17 protein-coding genes are annotated in these 20,968 nt (G+C 31.7%); 5 read left to right on the forward strand and 12 right to left on the reverse strand.

All coding sequences use genetic code 11. The annotated features are described in order from the left end of the window. Positions 1 to 3: 3 nt before the first annotated feature. From WHA43_RS01935 to WHA43_RS01960, 6 genes are all read right to left on the reverse strand, one after another. Positions 4 to 1,959 (reverse strand): DUF3858 domain-containing protein, encoded by a 1,956-nt coding sequence (locus WHA43_RS01935; protein WP_105045484.1) that lies wholly within the window; start codon positions 1,957 to 1,959, stop codon positions 4 to 6. Beyond that, positions 1,960 to 3,039: an exonuclease domain-containing protein gene (locus WHA43_RS01940; protein WP_105047250.1), complete on the reverse strand. Its 1,080-nt coding sequence runs from the start codon at positions 3,037 to 3,039 to the stop codon at positions 1,960 to 1,962. Positions 3,040 to 3,064: 25 nt separating this feature from the next. Continuing rightward, complete coding sequence (locus tag WHA43_RS01945) at positions 3,065 to 3,724, reverse strand: YggS family pyridoxal phosphate-dependent enzyme (protein ID WP_105045485.1); 660 nt, start codon at positions 3,722 to 3,724, stop codon at positions 3,065 to 3,067. A gap of 29 nt (positions 3,725 to 3,753) precedes the next feature. After that, positions 3,754 to 4,707 (reverse strand): D-2-hydroxyacid dehydrogenase, encoded by a 954-nt coding sequence (locus WHA43_RS01950; protein ID WP_105045486.1) that lies wholly within the window; start codon positions 4,705 to 4,707, stop codon positions 3,754 to 3,756. A gap of 23 nt (positions 4,708 to 4,730) precedes the next feature. Beyond that, entirely contained in the window at positions 4,731 to 5,795 is a 1,065-nt protein-coding gene (gene serC, locus WHA43_RS01955) for a 3-phosphoserine/phosphohydroxythreonine transaminase (protein ID WP_105045487.1), read from the reverse strand. Between the two features lie 71 nt (positions 5,796 to 5,866). Continuing rightward, positions 5,867 to 6,928, reverse strand: coding sequence for an acyl-CoA reductase (locus tag WHA43_RS01960; protein WP_105045488.1), 1,062 nt, complete (start codon positions 6,926 to 6,928; stop codon positions 5,867 to 5,869). A gap of 72 nt (positions 6,929 to 7,000) precedes the next feature. On the opposite strand from WHA43_RS01960, the gene WHA43_RS01965 reads away from it, so the two are divergent. Further along, positions 7,001 to 7,351 carry a 4Fe-4S dicluster domain-containing protein gene (locus WHA43_RS01965; protein WP_105045489.1) on the forward strand — a complete coding sequence of 117 codons (351 nt, stop codon included), beginning with the start codon at positions 7,001 to 7,003 and terminating at the stop codon, positions 7,349 to 7,351. Positions 7,352 to 7,454: 103 nt separating this feature from the next. Then, positions 7,455 to 8,546, forward strand: coding sequence for a redox-regulated ATPase YchF (gene ychF / locus WHA43_RS01970; protein ID WP_105045490.1), 1,092 nt, complete (start codon positions 7,455 to 7,457; stop codon positions 8,544 to 8,546). Positions 8,547 to 8,635: 89 nt separating this feature from the next. Here the strand turns inward: ychF and WHA43_RS01975 are convergent, their stop codons facing one another. From WHA43_RS01975 to gcvT, 3 genes are all read right to left on the reverse strand, one after another. Next, the gene (locus tag WHA43_RS01975; RefSeq protein ID WP_105045491.1) at positions 8,636 to 11,107 is read right to left on the reverse strand and encodes a TonB-dependent receptor domain-containing protein; all 2,472 of its coding nucleotides are present in this window, start codon (positions 11,105 to 11,107) and stop codon (positions 8,636 to 8,638) included. An 81-nt stretch (positions 11,108 to 11,188) separates the two neighbouring features. Continuing rightward, positions 11,189 to 12,004 carry an AraC family transcriptional regulator gene (locus tag WHA43_RS01980; protein WP_105045492.1) on the reverse strand — a complete coding sequence of 272 codons (816 nt, stop codon included), beginning with the start codon at positions 12,002 to 12,004 and terminating at the stop codon, positions 11,189 to 11,191. A 24-nt stretch (positions 12,005 to 12,028) separates the two neighbouring features. Continuing rightward, a complete protein-coding gene (gene gcvT / locus WHA43_RS01985; RefSeq protein WP_105045493.1) occupies positions 12,029 to 13,114 on the reverse strand; it encodes a glycine cleavage system aminomethyltransferase GcvT in 1,086 nt (361 codons plus the stop codon). A gap of 132 nt (positions 13,115 to 13,246) precedes the next feature. Here gcvT and WHA43_RS01990 point away from each other — a divergent pair, with 132 nt between their 5' ends. The 3 genes from WHA43_RS01990 to WHA43_RS02000 are packed head-to-tail and all read left to right on the forward strand — an operon-like array spanning position 13,247 to position 15,777. Then, positions 13,247 to 14,872, forward strand: a complete 1,626-nt coding sequence (locus WHA43_RS01990) for an aminopeptidase P N-terminal domain-containing protein (RefSeq protein ID WP_105045494.1) — start codon at positions 13,247 to 13,249, stop codon at positions 14,870 to 14,872. After that, positions 14,872 to 15,531: an NAD(P)H-binding protein gene (locus WHA43_RS01995; protein WP_105045495.1), complete on the forward strand. Its 660-nt coding sequence runs from the start codon at positions 14,872 to 14,874 to the stop codon at positions 15,529 to 15,531. The genes WHA43_RS01990 and WHA43_RS01995 overlap by 1 nt, the downstream gene beginning before the upstream one ends. 6 nt (positions 15,532 to 15,537) lie before the next feature. Beyond that, the gene (locus WHA43_RS02000; protein ID WP_105045496.1) at positions 15,538 to 15,777 is read left to right on the forward strand and encodes a VF530 family DNA-binding protein; all 240 of its coding nucleotides are present in this window, start codon (positions 15,538 to 15,540) and stop codon (positions 15,775 to 15,777) included. On the opposite strand, the gene WHA43_RS02005 is transcribed toward WHA43_RS02000, so the two are convergent. The 3 genes from WHA43_RS02005 to WHA43_RS02015 all read right to left on the reverse strand — a co-directional run bounded on the left by WHA43_RS02005 (position 15,764) and on the right by WHA43_RS02015 (position 20,896). Beyond that, positions 15,764 to 18,148: a type IA DNA topoisomerase gene (locus tag WHA43_RS02005; protein ID WP_105045497.1), complete on the reverse strand. Its 2,385-nt coding sequence runs from the start codon at positions 18,146 to 18,148 to the stop codon at positions 15,764 to 15,766. The two genes, WHA43_RS02000 and WHA43_RS02005, sit on opposite strands and share 14 nt — an antisense overlap. 33 nt (positions 18,149 to 18,181) lie before the next feature. Continuing rightward, a complete protein-coding gene (locus WHA43_RS02010; RefSeq protein WP_105045498.1) occupies positions 18,182 to 20,305 on the reverse strand; it encodes a Tex family protein in 2,124 nt (707 codons plus the stop codon). A 75-nt stretch (positions 20,306 to 20,380) separates the two neighbouring features. After that, entirely contained in the window at positions 20,381 to 20,896 is a 516-nt protein-coding gene (locus tag WHA43_RS02015) for a GNAT family N-acetyltransferase (RefSeq protein ID WP_105045499.1), read from the reverse strand. Between the last annotated feature and the right edge of the window lie 72 nt (positions 20,897 to 20,968).

The raw sequence follows: 20,968 nt of genomic DNA on the forward strand, positions 1-20,968 counted from the left end.
CATTTAGTTGTTTCTTTTTTCAAGAACAATATATTGTCTTTGAATTGTGATTATTTGATTAAAAAAATCTTTTAAAGCGGTGTATTCTTCACTTCTGAATATTTTTTTTCGAATGTTAATATTCAAATACACTTGTAATGTTCCTTCATTTTCTGCAATCTTAAACATCAAAATCCCGCTATTATTTGGCAACGCAATTGATTTATTTTTTGGCAAAGAAGTAATGGAATAATTCTCAGGAATTTTTAATGTCAATTTATAGGTTTCTTTAAAAGGGAACGCAAAATCAACAGGATATAATCGTTCTTTTAATTTAAAAGGATTCTCATCAAGTCTTTCAAATAAAAATGGATTTAGTCTAATTTTATCTGTTAAATCTTCGTCCATAGAAATTGATATTTCAAAGAACTCTTCTAACTTTTGTTCAAGATCTGTTGTATTTTCGGTTTTAAAATTGCTAATAGTTACCTCTGGATTTTGTTTTTCAAAATCATCGACGTAAGCTTCTTTTGTTAAATTGGCTATTTTTTTTCGCTTTTCTAGCGCAAAATATCCAGAAGTTTTAAAATCTAAATTTCCTGAAAATTCACCTTTTTCATCAAGAACTAACGAAGCGCTTATTATTTTTTCTGAAATGTCTCTAGGTTGTAACATTTGCCAATACCCATCATTTTTAAAATCCATCACTCTAACATCACCATTTAATGTGTTTATTGGGACTTGCCCAAATGCTAAAAACGGATCAGTTGCATCTAAATAATAGGTTTCATCATCAATCTGAATTCTTACAATTACATAGTTGAAATCATAGATTACAGGAAATAACTTTGTAGGAATACCGTGATTTCGGGTCGCTAAAACAACCAAATTGGCATTTAAATCTGCTGCTTTTAAACTATTGTATAATGATAGATTGATTTCAGCAACATTTCCCACTTTTTCATCAAATGAATCTTTTAACTTCGCTTCTTCATTAGTCCAATTTTTTCCATTCCAAGTATAATGTTTTTGAATAAATCGATAAATTTCTGTAGCTTTTTGCAATTCATCTGAAATAGTAAAAATGTTTTCTGGAAGTCTTTTTTTAAAATAATTGTCTTTAGAGGTTTGATTATTAAAAAATTGCGATTTTAATTTGCTATCTGCTTCTTTCCAGGTTGTGGTATATTTTTCTGTAATTCCACTTGTATTTGTAACAGTTTTTAAATCAAAAGTTATTTTGGAAAGGTAATTTTTTTTACTCAACATATACTTTTCTTCAACAAATGCAGGGACATCATTCATACCAAAAGAATAAATGATACAACCACCTTCTCCAAGTCCGTCAATATAAATACAATTTTTTTTGATTGAAGATTCGTTTTTATCTAATTTTTTAAAACCAACTAATTTTACGTTATATATAAAGTTGCCTAAAATTGCAGCATCAAATTCACTTTTTATTTTTGAATACGAAGACTGAAAATTCCAATCATCAATTTTGGTGTAAGGAGAAATGATGCTGTATGAGTATTCAATAACACTTCCCTCAGTAACATTAGGGAGTGTGAATTTTTCAGTATGAATATCATCATTTTCTTTTATTGAAAAAATAGCACTTTGTGATAAATAATCTTTTTTGACACTTCCAACTTCAGTAAAAGAGTATGTAATAGCTTGTATATCAATAATTTTTTCTTTTTTGTACAATGGAATATTGATAGTTGCTAATTCAAAAGCATTTTTATGAAATATTTTTACCCTAAAATAATAATCAGTTCTGGTTTTATAATCGTTATCTGGATCTGTATATAAATTTGCATGTTCATATAAAATGACAGCACTTGCAGAAGAATCTTTTTCATAAAAAGGCATTTGTAACTCTTTTACTGAAGTTTGCCCTATTTTTGAGGATTTATTTTTTTGGGAGTAAGAAAACGTGCTTACTAAAAGCACCAAATAAACTAGTAATATTCTCATTTAAAAACGTATAATTTTAGAAACGCGATTTTTAGTCAGATAACTCTTTACCAAATGCTTTGCTAAAACGTTGTTTTCAATCGGAGTTACTAATTTTCTTAAAATAGGTAAATGTTGTTCTTGAAACGCCAAATTTGTATGACCAAATCCAACAATTTCATTGTTTTCAACCAAAATGATTCCATGTTCTTCAACGATTCTTCCTTTGTCAATTATCAGAAAATCAGGATGATTGAAATCGTCATATAGTAATTTGAATTTCTTTTTAAAATTGTATTTAGGCGATAGTTTGTCTAACTCCAAATAATATTTTAGTCGAACTAAAATTTCTGTGCCAAAAGTATCAAAAGAGATGGTTTGTGCTTTAGTTTGAATTTTTAGGGCACGTTTGCTTGTTTTCATCAAAACCCGATTCAATTCTGATTTCATATTTTTATGTTTCCCCATAAAAATAACAGTACCATTGGCATCATGAATGTAAAAAACGCCTAAAGCTTCTGGCATTTCTTCAATCATTTTTTTCAACTTTTCTTTTTCATACTTTTTATCAAAGTATTTAATAGCTTTGTTGATGATGCTTTTTTGGGTGTCTTTTTCTAATAAAATTTTGAATAAATGTACTGTTGCCAATGCGTCTCCTGATGCTCTATGCCTATTTGACATCGGAATTCCAAGTGATTTTGTGAGTTTTCCTAAACTGTACGAATTTTCGTCTTTGATCAATTCTTGACTCAATTCAACTGTACAAAGTGTATTTCGTTGAAAATCATATCCTAATCTATCAAATTCCATTTTTAAAATTCGGTAATCAAAACTTGCATTGTGAGCAACTATGGTACAATTTTCGGTAATTTCAATGATGCGTTTGGCAATTTCATAGAATTTTGGTGCATTTCGCAACATAGCATTGTTGATACCTGTTAAGCGAACAACAAATTCTTGAATGTCTTTTTCTGGATTTACAAGCGAAATAAATTGGTCAACAATTTCATGACCGTCAAATTTATAAATGGCAACTTCAGTAATGCCTTCTTCATTATATTTGCCTCCAGTAGTTTCAATATCAACGATTGCGTACAATTTCTCTTTCTTTGGATAATCAAATTTAAACAATATAATTTCGATGACCAAATATTGAGCTTCCAACTCGGATCATTGTACTGCCATTTTTGATGGCAATTTCATAATCTCCACTCATTCCCATAGATAAAATTTCGAGGGTAGGATGGGAAGTTTTCAAATCATCAAATAGAGATTTTAAGGATGAAAATTCTGAATTTATTTGAGTTTCATCTTCTGTAAAAGTTGCCATTCCCATCAAACCAACAATGGCAATATGTTGCATGGAAGCAACTTCATTTGATTTTAAAATAGCCCTAATTTCATCAAAAGTCAACCCAAATTTAGTTTCTTCATCAGCAATACTAGCTTGCAATAAACATTTTATAACTCTATCGTGTTTTGCAGCTTGTTTATTGATTTCTTCAAGGGTTTTTACACTATCAACACCATGAATCAAATCTACAAAATGCGCCATGTATTTGACTTTGTTTCGTTGTAAATGACCAATCATATGCCATTGAATATCTTTAGGCAAAACATCGTATTTTTCAACCATTTCTTGCACTTTGTTTTCGCCAAAAATGCGCTGACCTGCATCAAAAGCCTCTTGCAAATCAGCAATTGGTTTTGTTTTAGAAACGGCAACAAGTGTTACGTTTTCAGGAATCTTTTTCTTGAAATTATGTATGTTTTCTTGAATCATTCTGTTGAGTTAAAAGTTAAAAAAGTCAACTATTTTTTAAATAAACGAATAATTTGTGTTGCCAATTCAATACCAATTCTGTCTTGTGCTTCTTTGGTTGCAGCCCCAATATGCGGACTTAAAGAAACCTCAGGATTCATCAATAATTGAATTTCTGGAGTTGGCTCGCTTTCAAAAACATCCAAACCTGCAAACTGCACTTTACCACTTTCGATAGCATTGATCAAATCAACCTCATTTAAAACACCACCTCGTGCAGTATTTATGATACCAACACCTTTTTTCATCTGAGAAAATTCTGTCGCTGTTAGGGTATATGATTCTTGTGCAGGAATGTGTAAAGTGATAAAATCAGCCTCTTTTAACAATAACTCTAAAGGTTGTGTTTTTAAAGAAAACTGCATTTTTTGTTGATTGAAAAAAGACAATTCAATAGTCGCTTCTTCAATTTCAGTATCAGCGGCAATCACCTTCATACCCAATCCAATCGCAATTTTGGCAACTTCTTTTCCAATACTTCCAAAACCAATAATTCCGATCGTTTTTCCACGTAATTCCGTTCCTTGAGAAAATGCTTTTTTCAATTCATTAAAGCGTGTATCACCCTCTAAAGGCATATCTCTGTTAGAAATATGTAAAAAACGAACCATCCCAAATAAATGTGCAAAAACCAATTCTGCAACAGAATTTGAGGATGCTTCAGGCGTATTAATTACATGCAAACCTTTGTCAATTGCAAAAGCTACATCAATATTATCCATACCAACACCACCTCTTCCTATCAATTGTAAACTCGGGCAAGCTTCAATCAATTCTTGTGAAACTTGCGTAGCACTTCTTACTAAAAGTCCCTCAATTTTTTCTTCATTGATAAAGTTTGCTAATTGATTTTGAGCCACTTTTGTTGTAATAATTGTAAATCCGTTTTCTTCTAATAAGGCAACTCCACTTTTCGAAATGCCGTCATTTGCTAATATTTTCATTCTTAATATCTAACTTCTAATATCTAACTTCTTCTCTCCAATTCCTGCATTACATCAACCAACGCTTGAACGCTGTATAATGGCAAAGCATTGTACATACTTGCTCTGTAACCACCCACACTTCTGTGACCATTGATGCCACTAATATTGGCTTCTTTCCATAAAGTATCGAAAGTTGTTTTGAATTTTTCATCAACTAAATTGAACGTAACATTCATATTGCTTCGATCTTCTTTGGCTGCAAAACCAACAAATAACGGATTTCTATCAATTTCGTCGTACAACAATTTCGCTTTCTGATTATTTACATTTTCGATAAATGAAATGCCACCTAAATCTCTCAACCACTCTAACGTCAATAAAGATACATACACAGAAAAAACTGGAGGTGTATTGAACATGCTTTCTTTGCTAATGTGCACTTTATAATCTAAAATTGATGGAATTGCTCTAGAAACTTTGCCTAACAATTCTTCTTTTACAACTACCAAAGTTGCACCTGCAGGACCCATATTTTTTTGTGCGCCTGCATAAATCAAATCGAATTTAGAAAAATCTAATTGACGAGAAAATATGTCAGAACTCATGTCGCAAATCAAGGGAACATTCGTTGCTGGAAATTCTTTCATTTGAGTCCCAAAAATGGTATTGTTGCTAGTTACGTGAAAATAATCTACATCAGTTGGAATGGTGTAATTTTTTGGTATATAGCTGTAATTTAAATCTTTAGAAGAAGCCACTTCTACAGTTTCTCCAAATATTTTTGCTTCTTTTAAGGCGTTGTTTGCCCAAGTTCCTGTGTTTAAATAGGCTGCTTTTTTCTCTAAAAGATTGTAAGCAACCATCAAAAATTGCAAACTTGCACCACCTTGTAAATACAATGCTTGATAGCCTTTGTTTTCCAATCCTAACAATTCTAAGGCCAATTTTCGCGCTTTTTCCATTACGTCTACAAAAGGTTTACTTCTGTGCGAAATTTCAATTAACGATAAATGATCATCGTTAAAATTTAAAACAGCTGCTGCAGCTTTTTCAATAACGGATGTTGGTAAAATGCAAGGGCCTGCACTAAAATTGTGTTTTTTCATTGTTTTTGAGTTTCAGAGTTTCAGAGTTTCAAAGCTTCAAAGTTTTAACGTTGTTTCTTTGTGACTTTTTTTCATATTTTGGATAAAAAATGTAACGTATTAATACCATCTGCATAATCCCATAATTTTGGATTTTGGGTTTCACCAAACGGAATTTCATCAGGCAAAAAGCCTTTAGAAACAATACATTGAATGGATTCTCTATCTTGATATAATTTAATTTTTAAATCGACAAGATTATCATAATATTCATAAAAAACCGTGGCAATAGGTGAGGAGTAACTTTCGTCTTCTTTGATCATTAAAAAACCATTTTCTAGCAAATCAAACTCACTCATCAAATACACTGCTTTGTTGTAATCGTAATTATTGGCATATTTGGCGTTGTAAATGATGTCCTTTTTGCCATACATTCCATTGAAAAAAAGATTGAAATCAAAATTTCTTGGAACATATAATTTGGAAACACTTCTGCAACCCAATCCAAAATAGGTAAAAATATCATCAGCCAATTTTTCAAAATCTGCTTCAGTTTCATTGCCTGTAATCACAGCAACTGAATTGCGACTTTTGCGAATAATATTGGGTTTATTGCCAAAATAATATTCAAAATAACGCGCAGTATTGTTACTTCCTGTGGCTATGATGGCATCAAAATCAGTCAATTTTTCATCAGTAAATGTGATGTTTCCTTTTAATGAAGGTTCAACATATTCTAAATATTTTGCCAAAAAAGGCAACAAATGTTTGTCATTAGAAGATTGTTTTACCAACACTGAATGTCCAGAAATCAAAACCGATAAAAAATCATGAAAACCCACCAAAGGAATATTACCTGCCATAATGATGGCGACTTTTTTAGGCGAAATTTCTTTCAAATTTTCTTTCGAAATCCAAGTTTCTAAATTTGATTTTTGAAGAGCAGTTGCCCAATTTTCGACAGCAAATAAGAGATTATCTTCTGTAAACCAGTTGTTTTTTTCTTGCGCTAATTTCAATTGATGCAAAAATCCATCAAAAAATAATTCATTATATGGCACTGATTCGTTCTTAACAATTTCAAATCTTGAAAATTGTCCCAAGAAAAGTCCTAATTTGTTAAAAGCTTCCAATCTGCTTTTTATTACGTCCATTAAATTTGTTTCTAAAAATTTTTGGGTTTATTTTTGCAGCTGCAAAGTTACACAAACTATAAGAAATAAACCATGGCAATTATAATAACTGATGAATGTATCAATTGTGGTGCATGCGAACCAGAATGTCCAAATACCGCCATTTACGAAGGTGCTCAAGATTGGAAATATAAAGAAGGAACAAGTCTTACTGGAAATGTAATTCTTCCGAATGGAAAAAAAGTAAACGCTGACGAGTCTCAAGAACCTGTTTCTGACGAAATATATTTTATTGTTGCAGACAAATGTACAGAGTGTAAAGGCTTTCATGATGAACCACAATGTGCTGCTGTTTGTCCTGTAGATTGTTGCGTACCTGATGAAAACAATGTAGAAACAGAAGAAGAATTGTTGGCAAAACAAAATTTCATGCACAAAGACTAATCATTTCTTTTAATGAAAATACAATCCCGATTTTTAATCGGGATTTTTTTTGCACCAAATTCTTAAATATTCAACTATATTTGCACCGCTAAAAAACGAAACCATGAAAGCCGGAATTGTAGGATTACCAAACGTAGGAAAATCGACCTTATTCAATTGTTTATCAAATGCAAAAGCGCAAAGTGCCAACTTTCCTTTTTGTACTATTGAGCCTAATATTGGTGTGGTGAATGTGCCAGACAAACGTTTAGAAAAATTAGAAGAGTTAGTCGTTCCAGAAAGAGTGGTGCCTGCCAATGTAGAAATTGTAGACATTGCTGGTTTGGTAAAAGGCGCTAGTAAAGGAGAAGGTTTAGGAAATCAGTTTTTAGCAAATATTCGTGAAACAGATGCTATTTTGCATGTTTTACGTTGTTTTGATAACGAAAATATCATTCACGTTGATGGCTCTGTAAATCCAATCAGAGATAAAGAAACGATTGATATTGAGTTGCAATTGAAAGATTTAGAAACGGTTCAAAAACGTTTAGAGCGTGTAAAACGTACTGCTAAAACAGGCAATAAAGAAGCGCAAACAGAATTAGATGTTTTATTAAACATCGAAAATACCTTGTTGCAAGGAAAATCTATCAGAAGTATTCAATTTACAGAAGCTGAATTAGAATTTGTAACTCCATTGCAATTCATTACTGCAAAACCTGTCTTGTATGTGTGTAATGTGGATGAAAAATCGGCTGTTTCAGGAAATAAATATGTGGATTTAGTAAAAGAAAATGTGGCGCAAGAAAATGCAGAAGTCATTGTTTTGGCAGTTGCCACTGAAGCTGATATCACTGAATTAGAAAGCTATGAAGAGCGTCAATTATTCTTAGAAGATATCGGTTTGGAAGAAGCAGGTGTTGCCAGATTAATTCGTGCAGCCTACAAATTATTAAATTTACAAACCTATTTTACAGCAGGTGTAAAAGAAGTAAGAGCTTGGACAATTCCTATTGGTGCTACTGCACCGCAAGCAGCAGGCGTTATTCATTCCGATTTTGAAAAAGGATTCATTCGTGCAGAAACCATTGCCTATGATGATTATGTAAAATTCGGAAGTGAATCTAAAGTAAAAGAAGCAGGGAAAATGAGGGTAGAAGGCAAAGAATACATCGTAAAAGATGGAGATATCATGCACTTTAGATTTAATGTGTAAATTTCAAAATACTTTATAAAAATAAAAAATCCAACGTTGAAGTTGGATTTTTTTTTTGAATTTGATTTTATAATTATCAATAAAAAATTTTAAAACTCCTGTTTTCCAAATTCACTATCAATAAATTTCGATTTGTTTTTCCCTTTTTTAAAGGTATAAGTTAAGTTTAACATCACTACATCAACTTCGTAAATATAATTGGTGGTTGTGTAAAATTCACCAGGTCTAAAAGTGGTAATGCGTTGTTCGTTTGAATTTAATAAACCCATATCAATATTTTGCCATTGTAAAGTGGCCACTAACGAACCTTCAAAAAATGATTTTTGAAAGGTTACATTTGGTGAATAAAAACGAGAATCTTCTCCTTGTGCAGTAACTCTTTCAGATAAATAATTGAAGGTAAATTGTAAAGAAGCATTCTTCCAAAAAGAATACGTATTGTTTAAATTGATGCCATACACTGTTGTTTCAGAATTCACAGGTCTGTTATCAAACTCGCCTGAAATGGCATAATTGTACACATTTACTCCAATGAAATTCGACCAATTATCAGTAGGTTTTAATTGCGTAGAAAGTTCCAATCCAACTACATTTGCATTCCCAACATTCGAGTAAATTCGGTTTAAAATACTGTCATTATACACTGTATTTACTCTGTTTACCAAATTTTTAATATGTCTGTAATAGGCAGTTGCATTGATAGAATTTCCGCCTTTTAGTTTTTTATTGAAACCTACTTCTACCAAATCAATAAATTCTGGCAATAAATTAGGGTCTCCTTGTTCCAACGTTTCTGAATGTTCACGTTCTGGAAATGGATTCATCTTAAAAGTAGTGGTTCTTTCTACACGTTTGCTATAAGCAGCTTTGATATTTGTTTTCTCATTCAAGGCATATTGAATTGAAGCTGAAGGAAATAACTTTGCAAAATCATATTCATATCGCTCATCAAGTGTATTTGCTTTGTCTTTCAAATCCAATGTTCTGTCCATAATTTCCAAACGAGTTCCGAAAGCATAATCCCATTTTGCTGATTTTCCTGTGAATTGTCCATACACAGAATGAATGATTCTTTTCAAATTTACTTCACTCGAAAACTCTGGTACTAATTGAAAAGGATCATTGAAATTGGTGCGTCTTTCATACACAAAATCTCCTGTATGATCCAAACTTCTGAATTGATATCCAGTTTCTAACAATCCATTTTCAAAAGGGGCAAAACTATAATCCACTTGAAAACGAGTTCCATGCAAAGGATTGTTATTGGTGTTGAATTCATCTTGATACAAAATCGTTTCATCAGGAAAACCTAAATTCTGGTTGATGGTTGGACCTCCTAAAAGCGTGTATTCATATAACAATGACGTTGAAATGGTGGCTTTGTTTTCAAAAGTATGTTTGTAATCAAAACTTCCCAAAGCAAAATCACTTTTTCGATTCAATAAATTGTGATTGAAATATTGAAAAGTGTACAAACGATTGTTACTATTTGGCGGATTTACAGCATGATTATCAAAATATACAATGTCTGCCAATCTGTCTTTATCACGTTTTCCAGCGAAAAATCCCACAGAAAATTCGTTATTTTCATTCGGAGTAAAATCAACTGTAAAACGGCCACTATAATTAATTTCATTGGTACTTCTCTCTCCAGTTGATGGAAAACGCGTTTGTTTGTTATTGATAATCGTAAAAACATCGCCTTCACGTCTTCCTCCAATATCATTTCGTTGATAATTTACACCAAATGAATAATTCCAAGCTTTGTTTTGCAAATTGTAAGTTGCATCAATTCCATAACGTTGATGTGCATTTGCGTTGTCATAGGTCTCAATTGAAGGAAAACCACCTTTGATGTTGATTTGTGCAAAAGAACCATCTAAAGCACCTTTTTTGGTGATGATATTTAAGATTCCTGCTTTTCCTTCTGGATCATATTTGGCTGATGGAGCTGTGATTACTTCAACACGTTCAATAGAATTTGCAGGAATTTGCCCCAATAAACTTGCAGCATTTCCTTGAATAGGTTTTCCATTTAATAACAGCACAAAACCCGAACTTCCACGAACACTAATTTCACCTTGACCATCAACAGTTACTGATGGTAAATTTCTGATGACATCAATTCCTGAACCTCCTTGCGCGTTTTTAAATTTCTCAGCATCAAATACTTGACGATCAATTTTATTAACAACTGTGGCTCTTTCACTTTTGATGATAACTTCGTTTAAAGAAGTTCCTAAGGTCAAAGAAATGGTACCAGTATTTACGATATTTTTAGAGTTGTTGATCGTAATATTATTGATGGTTTTTTCATTATAACCAATAAATGAAACTTTCAAAAAATAGTTGCCTTTGGCAAGATTTGTAAACGAAAATGCGCCTAAACTGTCTGTAACTATTCCTGCAATCAATGCATTATTAGTTTGATTGTAAATAGCAACTGTGGCATATTCTAAAGGAGTATTGTCTTCATCAACAACAATTCCTTTTACTTGTGAAATAAGGGAAGAAAATTGAAAAAAAAGGAATCCAATTAAAATTGTTTTTCTTGAAAACATAATAAAATTAAGTTTAAAAATAAAGCGCAAGTTAACCACTGAAATAGTGTTATTTTGGTTTATTTGAAAAATAAATGGTATTTATAAAACGGCTGTTTTTTTAAATTGAAGCGGAGTTGTTTTGGTATGTCTTTTAAAGAATTTTGTAAAATTAGAGGTATCTTTAAAGTTCAAATCAAAAGCAATATCACTGATGTTTTTAGATGTATATAATAGTTTTCTTTTGATTTCTTTTACAATCCAATCTGCAACTACTTCTGAGGCAGATTTTTGAAAAGATTTTTGACAAATTGCATTCAGGTTTTGTGAACTTGTATGCAATTTCTCTGCATAAAAAGCTACATTATTGACCAAGTTTTCTGATAGCAATTGCAAAAATTGTTGTTCAATTGAAGGTTGTGAAACCGTTAAAACTGTTTGTGAATATTGAATAATTTTTGATAAAATTGCCTTGATGCCACTTTCAATTACCTCAAAGTTTACTGGATGTTGTTTCATTTCTGAAGTCAACATTTTAAAAAGTGAAGGTATAATTTCATCATTTTCATCAATATGAACTTCATTAAGAGTTTTGATTTTTTGCAGTTGAAAAAGGATTGTATTATCAACTAGATTCTCTAAAAAACTCTCTTTGATAATGAAGACAAAACCTTCTGGAATGGAATCAATTTCCCAATGATGTACTTGATTTTTATGAATAAAAAACAAAATTGGAGTAGTGATTTCAAAAGGTTTTGAATCTAAATAATGAAATCCACTTCCTTTACTAAAAAAAACAATTTCTAAATATTTATTGTGAACATGAGGTTTTGTGTAACGTTTCGCAACATCAAAAGGTGCTATTTTTATAGTATTTTCAAAAGAAATTTTATTCTTTATTTCGATTTCTTTGTGCATACTTTTCAGTAAATTTCACTTAAATTATCCTTTATAAAATGGCAATTTCACCACTTTTGCAGGCATGGCTTTTTTACGGATTTGCACAAAAATTTCAGTATCTAAATTCGAAAATTCCGAGGAAACATAACCCATTCCAATTCCTTTTCCCAAACTTGGACTCATAGTTCCTGAAGTTACTTTACCAATGATATTTCCATTGGCATCAACAATTTCATAATCGTGTCTTGGAATGCTTTTTTCAACCATTTCAAAAGCCACCAATTTTCGAGTTGGTTTGTCAGCTTTTTGTTTGGCTAAAGCTTCGTGATTTACAAAATCTTTGGTGAATTTGGTAATCCAACCCAAACCAGCTTCAATAGGTGAAGTGGTATCATCTATATCATTTCCATACAAACAATAGCCCATCTCTAATCGTAAAGTATCTCTTGCTGCCAATCCAATTGGTTTGATTCCAAAAGATTTTCCTGCTTCAAAAACAGCATCCCAAATGTGTTTTACTTCGCTGTTTTTACAATAAATCTCAAATCCTCCTGAACCTGTATAACCTGTTGCTGAGATGATTACATGTTCAATTCCTGCAAAATCGCCCACTTTAAATTTGTAAAAAGGAATAGCAGCCAAATCTAAAGATGATAAAGATTGCATTGCTTCAACCGCTTTTGGTCCTTGAATGGCTAATAAAGAATACTCATCAGATAGATTGCGTAAAGATGCTCCAAAATCTTTATTGTATGTAGAAATCCAATCCCAATCTTTGTCAATATTGGAAGCATTTACAACTAATAAATACGTGTTTTCTTTAATTCTATAGCAAATCAAATCATCTACAATTCCACCAGTTTCGTTAGGAAAACAGCTGTATTGAGCATCACCAATAGCTAATTTTGATGCATCATTAGAAGTCACTTTCTGAATCAAAGCTAACGCATTTTCACCTTCAACCAAAAATTCACCCATATGACTCACGTCAAAAACACCCACAGATTCACGCACTGTATGATGTTCTATTGTTACGCCCTCATATTGAACAGGCATGTTAAAACCTGCAAAAGGAACCATTTTTGCGCCTAAACCTTCATGAACTTCGTGTAATGCAATATTTTTCATTGTATAGAATTCTTAAATTTTTGGCTAAATTATTGAAAATTATACAAAGTGTTGTCAATAATATTTTGTTAATTTTTATTATCAAAATAGAAATAATAGTACATTTGAAAACCAATCAAAAAAATCACTTTTATGAATATGCGTAACTTTCTTTCAATCGTATTGATTTCCATTACTTTCTGTAGTTTTTCACAAACTCCCACAGATTATTTATCCAAAGAATTTCACAAAGAAAGACGTGATATTTTACGATCAAAAATGCCAAAAAACTCAGTTGCCGTAGTTTTTGCAAATCCTGTTAGAAATAGAGCAAATGATGTGGATTTTATCTTTCATCAAGATCCAAACTTCTATTACTTAACTGGTTACAAAGAACCAAATGCGGTATTGGTGTTGTTTTCAGAAAATCAAACTGATGAAAAAGGAAATTCATACAATGAAATTTTATACGTTCAAAAGCGTGATGCAAGAGCAGAACAATGGAATGGAAAACGTTTGGGAATTGAAGGTGCAAAGCAAGAATTAGGTTTTGCTTTTGCAAAAAATGGAGAAGATTTCATAAAAGATGCCATTGACTTTAAAAAGTTTGATAAATTATTCATTGAAAAATTTAATGATGATTATCGCAATTTAAGTGATGCTGCTGATGTGTTTGATTTGGTGAAAAGTTTCAAGCAAAAAGCGGGCTATAATCCTGACATATTTTTGTCTAGACCTAAAGAATATTTGTACACAAATATTGCTGAAACTCCAATTGAAAGTAGTGCTAATGTAATCAATATTATTGATAGGTTATCTTCTCAATTTGAGGATATTAAGGATGATGAACTCATCAAACAATTTAAGTCTGCAAAAACGGATGCTATTAGAAAAGATATCAAACAAAAAATCACATTGGCTTTACAACCAAAGACAAATATTGATTTGACTTTTTTACCTTCAAACTTGGCTACAATGCGTGAAATAAAAACGGAAGCTGAAATAAAATTGATCACAAAAGCTGTCAGAATTTCGGCAATTGGTCAAATTGAAGTGATGAAAGCTATGAAACCTCATATGTCAGAAATGGAATTGCAAGGAATTCATGAATTTGTGTATAAAAAGTATGGTGCAGAGTATGAAGGATATCCTTCAATTGTGGGTGCAGGAAACAATGGTTGTATTTTGCATTATGTTGAAAATAATCAAACGCAAGTTGGTAATGAGTTGGTTTTGATGGATTTAGGAGCTGAATATAGAGGTTTTACTGCAGATGTTACCAGAACAATTCCTGCAAACGGAAAATTCACAAAAGAACAAAAAGAAATCTATGATTTGGTGTATAATGCGCAAGAAGCTGGCATTGCTTTGTACACTATTGGCACAAGTATGCAAGCACCAAATCAGGCTGCTAGAAAAATAATTAACGAAGGTTTATTTAAGTTAGGAATCATTAAATCTATTGATGAAAAGCACAATTATTTTCCTCATGGAACTTCGCATCACATTGGTTTAGACGTTCATGATCCTGGAAATTATGAAAATTTCGAAGAAAATATGATTGTTACTATGGAACCTGGAATTTATATTCCCATAGGAAGTCCATGTGATAAAAAATATTGGGGAATAGGAATTCGAATTGAAGATGATATTTTGGTAACTAAAAACGGTCCTGTAAATTTATCAGCAGAAGCTCCAAGAACTACTGAAGAAATCGAAAAAATGATGGCTAAAAAATCAGTTTTAGATGCGTTTGTATTACCTGATTTGGATAAATAATGAATAAAACTGCCATCATTTTAGGTGCAACAGGATTAACTGGAAGTATTTTATTAGAAAAACTTATAAAGGATGATAGATACACATCCATCAAACTTTTTTCAAGAAAAAAAGTCTTTTTTAAATCTAAAAAAGTAACTGAATATCAAGTAGATTTACAAAATTTTCCTTCATTTTCTGATGATTTTACAGCTGATGAAGTATTTTGCTGTATTGGAACAACAGCAGCAAAAACCAAAGATAAAGAAACATATCATGCCATTGATTTTGGAATTCCAGTGGCAGCTGCAAAATTGTCAAAACAAAATGGAATTTCAACATTTATTGTAATTTCTTCAATGGGCGCAAATTCTTCAAGTGCTGTTTTTTATAGCAAAACAAAAGGAGAAATGGAAAATGCTGTGTTGAAAGAACAAATAGAAAAAACACATATTCTTAGACCTTCATTAATTGGAGGTAACAGAAATGAATTTCGATTCGGAGAAAAAATCGGGAAAATTGCCATGGGTTTTTTAAATCCGCTATTAGTTGGAAATATCGAAAAATATAAAATGATTTCTCCTGAAAAGATTGCAGATTGTATGATTATTTTGGCAAATAGCTCAAATAATCAGCAGATTTTTAGTTCAGATGAAATACAACGCATTGCAAATTCTTAAATTAAAATGAATATTGAACAACCTAATAATCCATTGCATGGCATCAAATTAGCCACTATGTTAGAACAATTGTATTTGGAATATGGTTGGGAAACATTGGGAAATACATTGAATTTAAAATGCTTTTTAAACAATCCGAATTATAAATCAAGTTTAAAATTTTTGAGAACCACACCTTGGGCAAGAGAAAAAGTGGAACAATTTTATTTGAAAAACATTGTAAACAAACGAATTACGAAGAAATAATTTCCAAAACCAACTCTTTCGTCAAAGGTTTTCCATTGGAAAGTTGTTTGATGTTTTCAAACGTAAATCTAAAATCACAACCATTTTTGTATTCTGAACAACCGTAAGCAGTTTTTCCTTTTAGAATAGTTCCATTTTGACATTTTGGACAAGGAATTTTTTCTTTGTCATTGCGAGTTTTAGACGAAGCAATCTCTTTATTAATAGATTGCTTTATTTCATTAACAATTATTTTTTGTTCAAATTTCAATTTGAAATTTTCATCAAAGCGAATCAAACCTTCTACTTTTTCAGTTTCCTGAATAAATCCTGTCAAATTAGTTGTTGAACCTTTTTCAATCAAACGAATCAATTGATTTTCAGAAACTTTCTTACCAAAAATTTCAAAAGAAATTTTAAAATCACAACTATTTTTATATTCCGAACAACCATAAGCTGAGGATCCTTTTAAAAGAGTTCCTTTTTGGCATTTTGGACAGCTTTTTCCAACAAGTTGTTTGTTTTTATTGTCATTACGAGGACGTGAGGACGAAGTAATCTTTTTATTATTTTCAGATTGCTTCATTGCATTCGCAATGACAGGTGAGTTTGATGAAATTCTTTTCACAGCTGTATTTGAACGAACTTCATACACCAATTCATCCACCATTTTTTTCATGTTGTTGATAAATGTGCCTGCATTGAATTCGCCTCTTTCAATTTCTTTCAAACGTTTTTCCCAAAGACCTGTCAATTCTGCTGATTTCAATAATTCATTATCAATCAAATCAATCAAATCAATGCCAGTTTGTGTCGGAATTACCAATTTTTTTTGACGCTCTATGTATTTACGTTTGAACAACGTTTCAATAATACTTGCTCTTGTGGAAGGTCTTCCAATACCATTCTCTTTCATCAATTCGCGCATTTCATCATCATCCACTTGTTTTCCAGCTGTTTCCATGGCTCGCAATAAACTTGCTTCAGTGAAGTTTTTGGGTGGTTTTGTTTCCTTTTCTAAAAACGAAGGTTCGTGAGGTCCTTTTTCACCTTCTGTAAATGTGGGTAAAATGGCTTGTTCGGAAATTTCTTTTTTAATAGCACTCTCTTTGGTTTCAAAAACCACTCTCCAACCTTGTGTAATGATTTCTTTTCCTGAGGTTTTAAAGGGTACATCAGCAGCTTTTCCTAAAACTGCCGTATTTGCGACTTCAGAGTCAGGATAAAAAACGGCAATAAATCGTCTTACGATGCTATCATACACTTGTTGCTGATTATATTGCAAATTGGTTTGAACTCCAGTTGGAATTATTGCATGATGATCAGTAACTTTTTTATCGTCAAAAACGCGGGTTGTTTTTTTGATTTTTTTCCCTAAAAGCGGTTGAATTAGTTCACTGTAATTCGTTAATTTTGATAGTATTCCAGGTACTTTCGGATACAAATCATTGGGTAAAAAAGTGGTATCAACTCTTGGATACGTAACCACTTTCATTTCATACAATTTTTGAATGAGTTGTAAAGTTTCATCCGCAGAAAATCCGAATTTATTATTACAATGTACTTGCAAACCTGTTAAATCAAACAATTTCGGAGCATAATCAGTTCCTTTCTTTTTGCTGACAGATACAATTTCAAAATCACTTTCTTTGACTTTTGCTGCTAAAATTTCACCTTCTTCTTTGTTTTGAAATCGTCCATCTTCGTAATTGAACAGCGTATTTCTGTACGTAGTTTGCAACTCCCAATAGGGTTCAGGTTTAAAATTTTGAATCTCTTTATAACGATTTACCAACATTGCTAGCGTAGGAGTTTGTACTCGCCCAATAGACAAAACTTGTTTGTAACCACCGTATTTTAAGGTGTATAAACGTGTGGCATTTAGGCCTAATAACCAATCACCAATGGCTCTAGAATAGCCAGCATAATATAAATTGTCGTATTTTTTGGAGGATTCTAATTTTTCAAATCCTTCTTTGATGGCTTCTTCTGTTAAGGAAGAAATCCATAAACGTTTTACTTCGCCTTTGTAGTTGCATTGATTCATCACCCAACGTTGAATGAGTTCACCTTCTTGTCCAGCATCACCACAATTGATGACCAAATCGGCTTTTTCAAACAATGATTTTACAATATTGAATTGCTTTTTGATGCCATTATCGCCAGTAACTTTGGTATCAAAACGTTCAGGCAACATAGGTAAATTATTCAAATCCCAATTTTTCCAATGAGGTTTGTAATCTTTGGGTTCTAAAAGTGTACATAAATGTCCGAAAGTATAGGTAACTGCATAGCCATTTCCTTCGTAAAAACCATCACGTTTTGTGTTGGCTCCTAAAATGTTAGCAATTTCTCTTGCTACGCTTGGTTTTTCGGCAATACAGACTTTCATTGATTTATTTTGGATGTCGAAATTAAGGAAAATCTATTTTATCAATGCCAATTGTATGCGTTTTCTTTGTTTGTCAACTTCCAACACTTTTGTAGTAATTTGCTGTTGCAAAGAAACGATTGCATTGACATCTTTTACAAAAGTATCTGACAAATTTGAAACGTGAATCAAACCACTTTCTTTGATTCCGATATCAACAAAACATCCAAAATTGGTAATATTATTGACAATTCCTGGTAAAATTTGTCCAATTCTCAGGTCATCAATCGTTTTTATAGTTGCATCAAATGAAAATACTGTTGCTTTTTCTCTGGGATCTACACCCGGTTTTTCCAATTCATTCATGATATCTTGCAACGTTGGCAAACCAATGGATGAAGAAATATAATTTTGTAATGGAATTTTTTGAATCAATGCTTTATTTCCAATAAAATCAGCAACTTTTATGTTCAAATCTTTCGCCATTTTGTCAATCAACGCGTAATTTTCAGGATGTACAGCAGAATCATCCAAAGGATTTTTTGCATTTTTAATTCTTAAAAAACCTGCAGCTTGTTCAAAGGCTTTTGCGCCCAAACCTGAAACTTTTTTAATGTCGTTTCTAGAGCTAAAAGAACCATTTTCATTACGGAATTGTATGATATTTTGAGCCAGTTTTGGCCCAATTCCTGAAACATAACTCAATAATGATTCACTTGCAGTGTTGATATTAATGCCCACTATATTTACGCAACTTTCAACGACAAGATCCAAGGATTTTTTCAATTTAGATTGATCTACATCATGCTGATATTGTCCAACTCCAATGGATTTTGCGTCGATTTTTACCAATTCAGCCAAAGGATCTTGCAATCGCCTGCCAATAGAAATTGCTCCACGAACTGTAACATCATAATTTGGAAACTCATCTCTAGCAATTTTTGAAGCTGAATAAATTGAAGCTCCAGCTTCACTAACCACAAAAATAGCTACTGGATTTTTAAATTGAATTTTTTGAATGAATTGTTCAGTTTCTCTTGATGCTGTCCCATTTCCAATAGCAATAGCATCAATTTTATGACCATCTACTAAAAAACTTATTTTTTTTATAGCTTCTAACAATTTCTTTTGAGGTTCGTGCGGATAAATGGTTTCATTGTGTTCTAAATCTCCTTGAGCGTTTATGCACACAATTTTACATCCAGAACGAAAACCAGGATCAATAGCTAATACTTTTTTCTCACCCAAAGGTGCTCCTAAAAGTAACTGTTTCAGGTTTTTAGAAAAAACAGCAATTGCTTCATCATCTGCTTTTTCTTTAGCTAATTGTAAAGCTTCGTTTGACAAAGAAGGAAATAATAATCGCTTATAAGCATCCTGAATTGCCAATTGAATTTGAGAAGTACAATCATTTTGAGAACGAAAAATACTACGCTCAATTTTTTGGATTGCTATTTCATCATCAATCGAAATTTTTACTCGAATAAATCCTTCACTTTCAGCTCTTACAATAGCTAAAAATCGATGAGATGGAATCCTGTTCAGTGATTCTTCCCAATCAAAATAATCTTTGAATTTTTGAGCTTTTTCATCCTCAGTTTTTGCATTGATTACTTTTGATGAAATAAATCCAAAACGCGCAATTTGTTGTCTTATGTTATTTCGAATATCTGTTCGTTCATTAATCCATTCTGCAATGATAAAACGTGCACCTTCTAACGCATTTTCGATATTTTCAACTTCTTTAGTTACGAATTTTTTAGCAGTAAATTGCAAATCATTAATTCTCTGACTCATGATCATTTTTGCCAAAGGCTCTAAACCTTGCAAACGAGCAGTTTCTGCTTTTGTTTTTCGTTTTTTCTTAAAAGGCAAATACACATCTTCTAAAGCAATGATATCTTCAGAATTTTGAATTTTTTCAGACAATTCAGGTGTCAACAAATTTTGTTCTTCTAAGGCTTTTAAAATTGCTTTTTTACGTTTTTCTAAAGCCTCAAAAAGTTCTTTGTATTTTAGAATTTCACCAATTTCAACTTCATCCAAATTTCCTGTAATTTCTTTTCTATACCTTGCTATAAAAGGAATAGTACAATCTTCATTTAACAAAGAAATGGTATTTTCAATTGCTTGATGCGAAAGTTTGGTTTGTTGAATGATGTATGAAATTAACTCCATGAATTTTAAATGTTTATAAAAAAAAGCCTCAAAAAACGTTTTTTTGAGGCTGCTAAGATACTTTTTTTCGTCTTTTTAGAGTGCTATTATTTTTTCAAAAGCTAGCCTTTTGTCACCATAATTGGTGTAAATAATGCCACAATATTGGTAACCCAATTTTTTCACTAAGGATTGCATTCCAAGGTTTTCTTGATGTGTATCAATCTTTAAACTTTGGATGTTTTGTTGTTTTAAAAAATCATGAAAATATTCAAAAATATATTGCGCAATTCCGCTTTTTCTGGATTCTTTTGCAGTTGCCATTCTATGAATTACACCGTATTTTTCAGACTCAGCAATTATCCAATTTCCTTCAATTACTTTATAGGTAGGTTCTTCTTTTATAGAAAACATTGTAGTTGCAATTATTTGATTATCAGAATTTAAAACTATAAAACTTTCATTATTAGCGATGTCATTTTCAATTTGAGTTTGGTTTGGATAGCCATTTTGCCATTGATCAATCTGCAAAGATTTTAGCAATGCTTTTGCATCATCAATAATTTCTAAAATCCTTGGAATATCAGCAGTAGTTGCAAGTTGAATTTTCATAAATAATTACATAAAAAAAACCACAAAATTTAAGAACACTCTTAAAAATTGTGGTTAAATATACTATTTTAA

Origin of the sequence: Polaribacter gangjinensis (assembly GCF_038024125.1) — a bacterium.
GTDB classification, from domain to species: domain Bacteria; phylum Bacteroidota; class Bacteroidia; order Flavobacteriales; family Flavobacteriaceae; genus Polaribacter; species Polaribacter gangjinensis.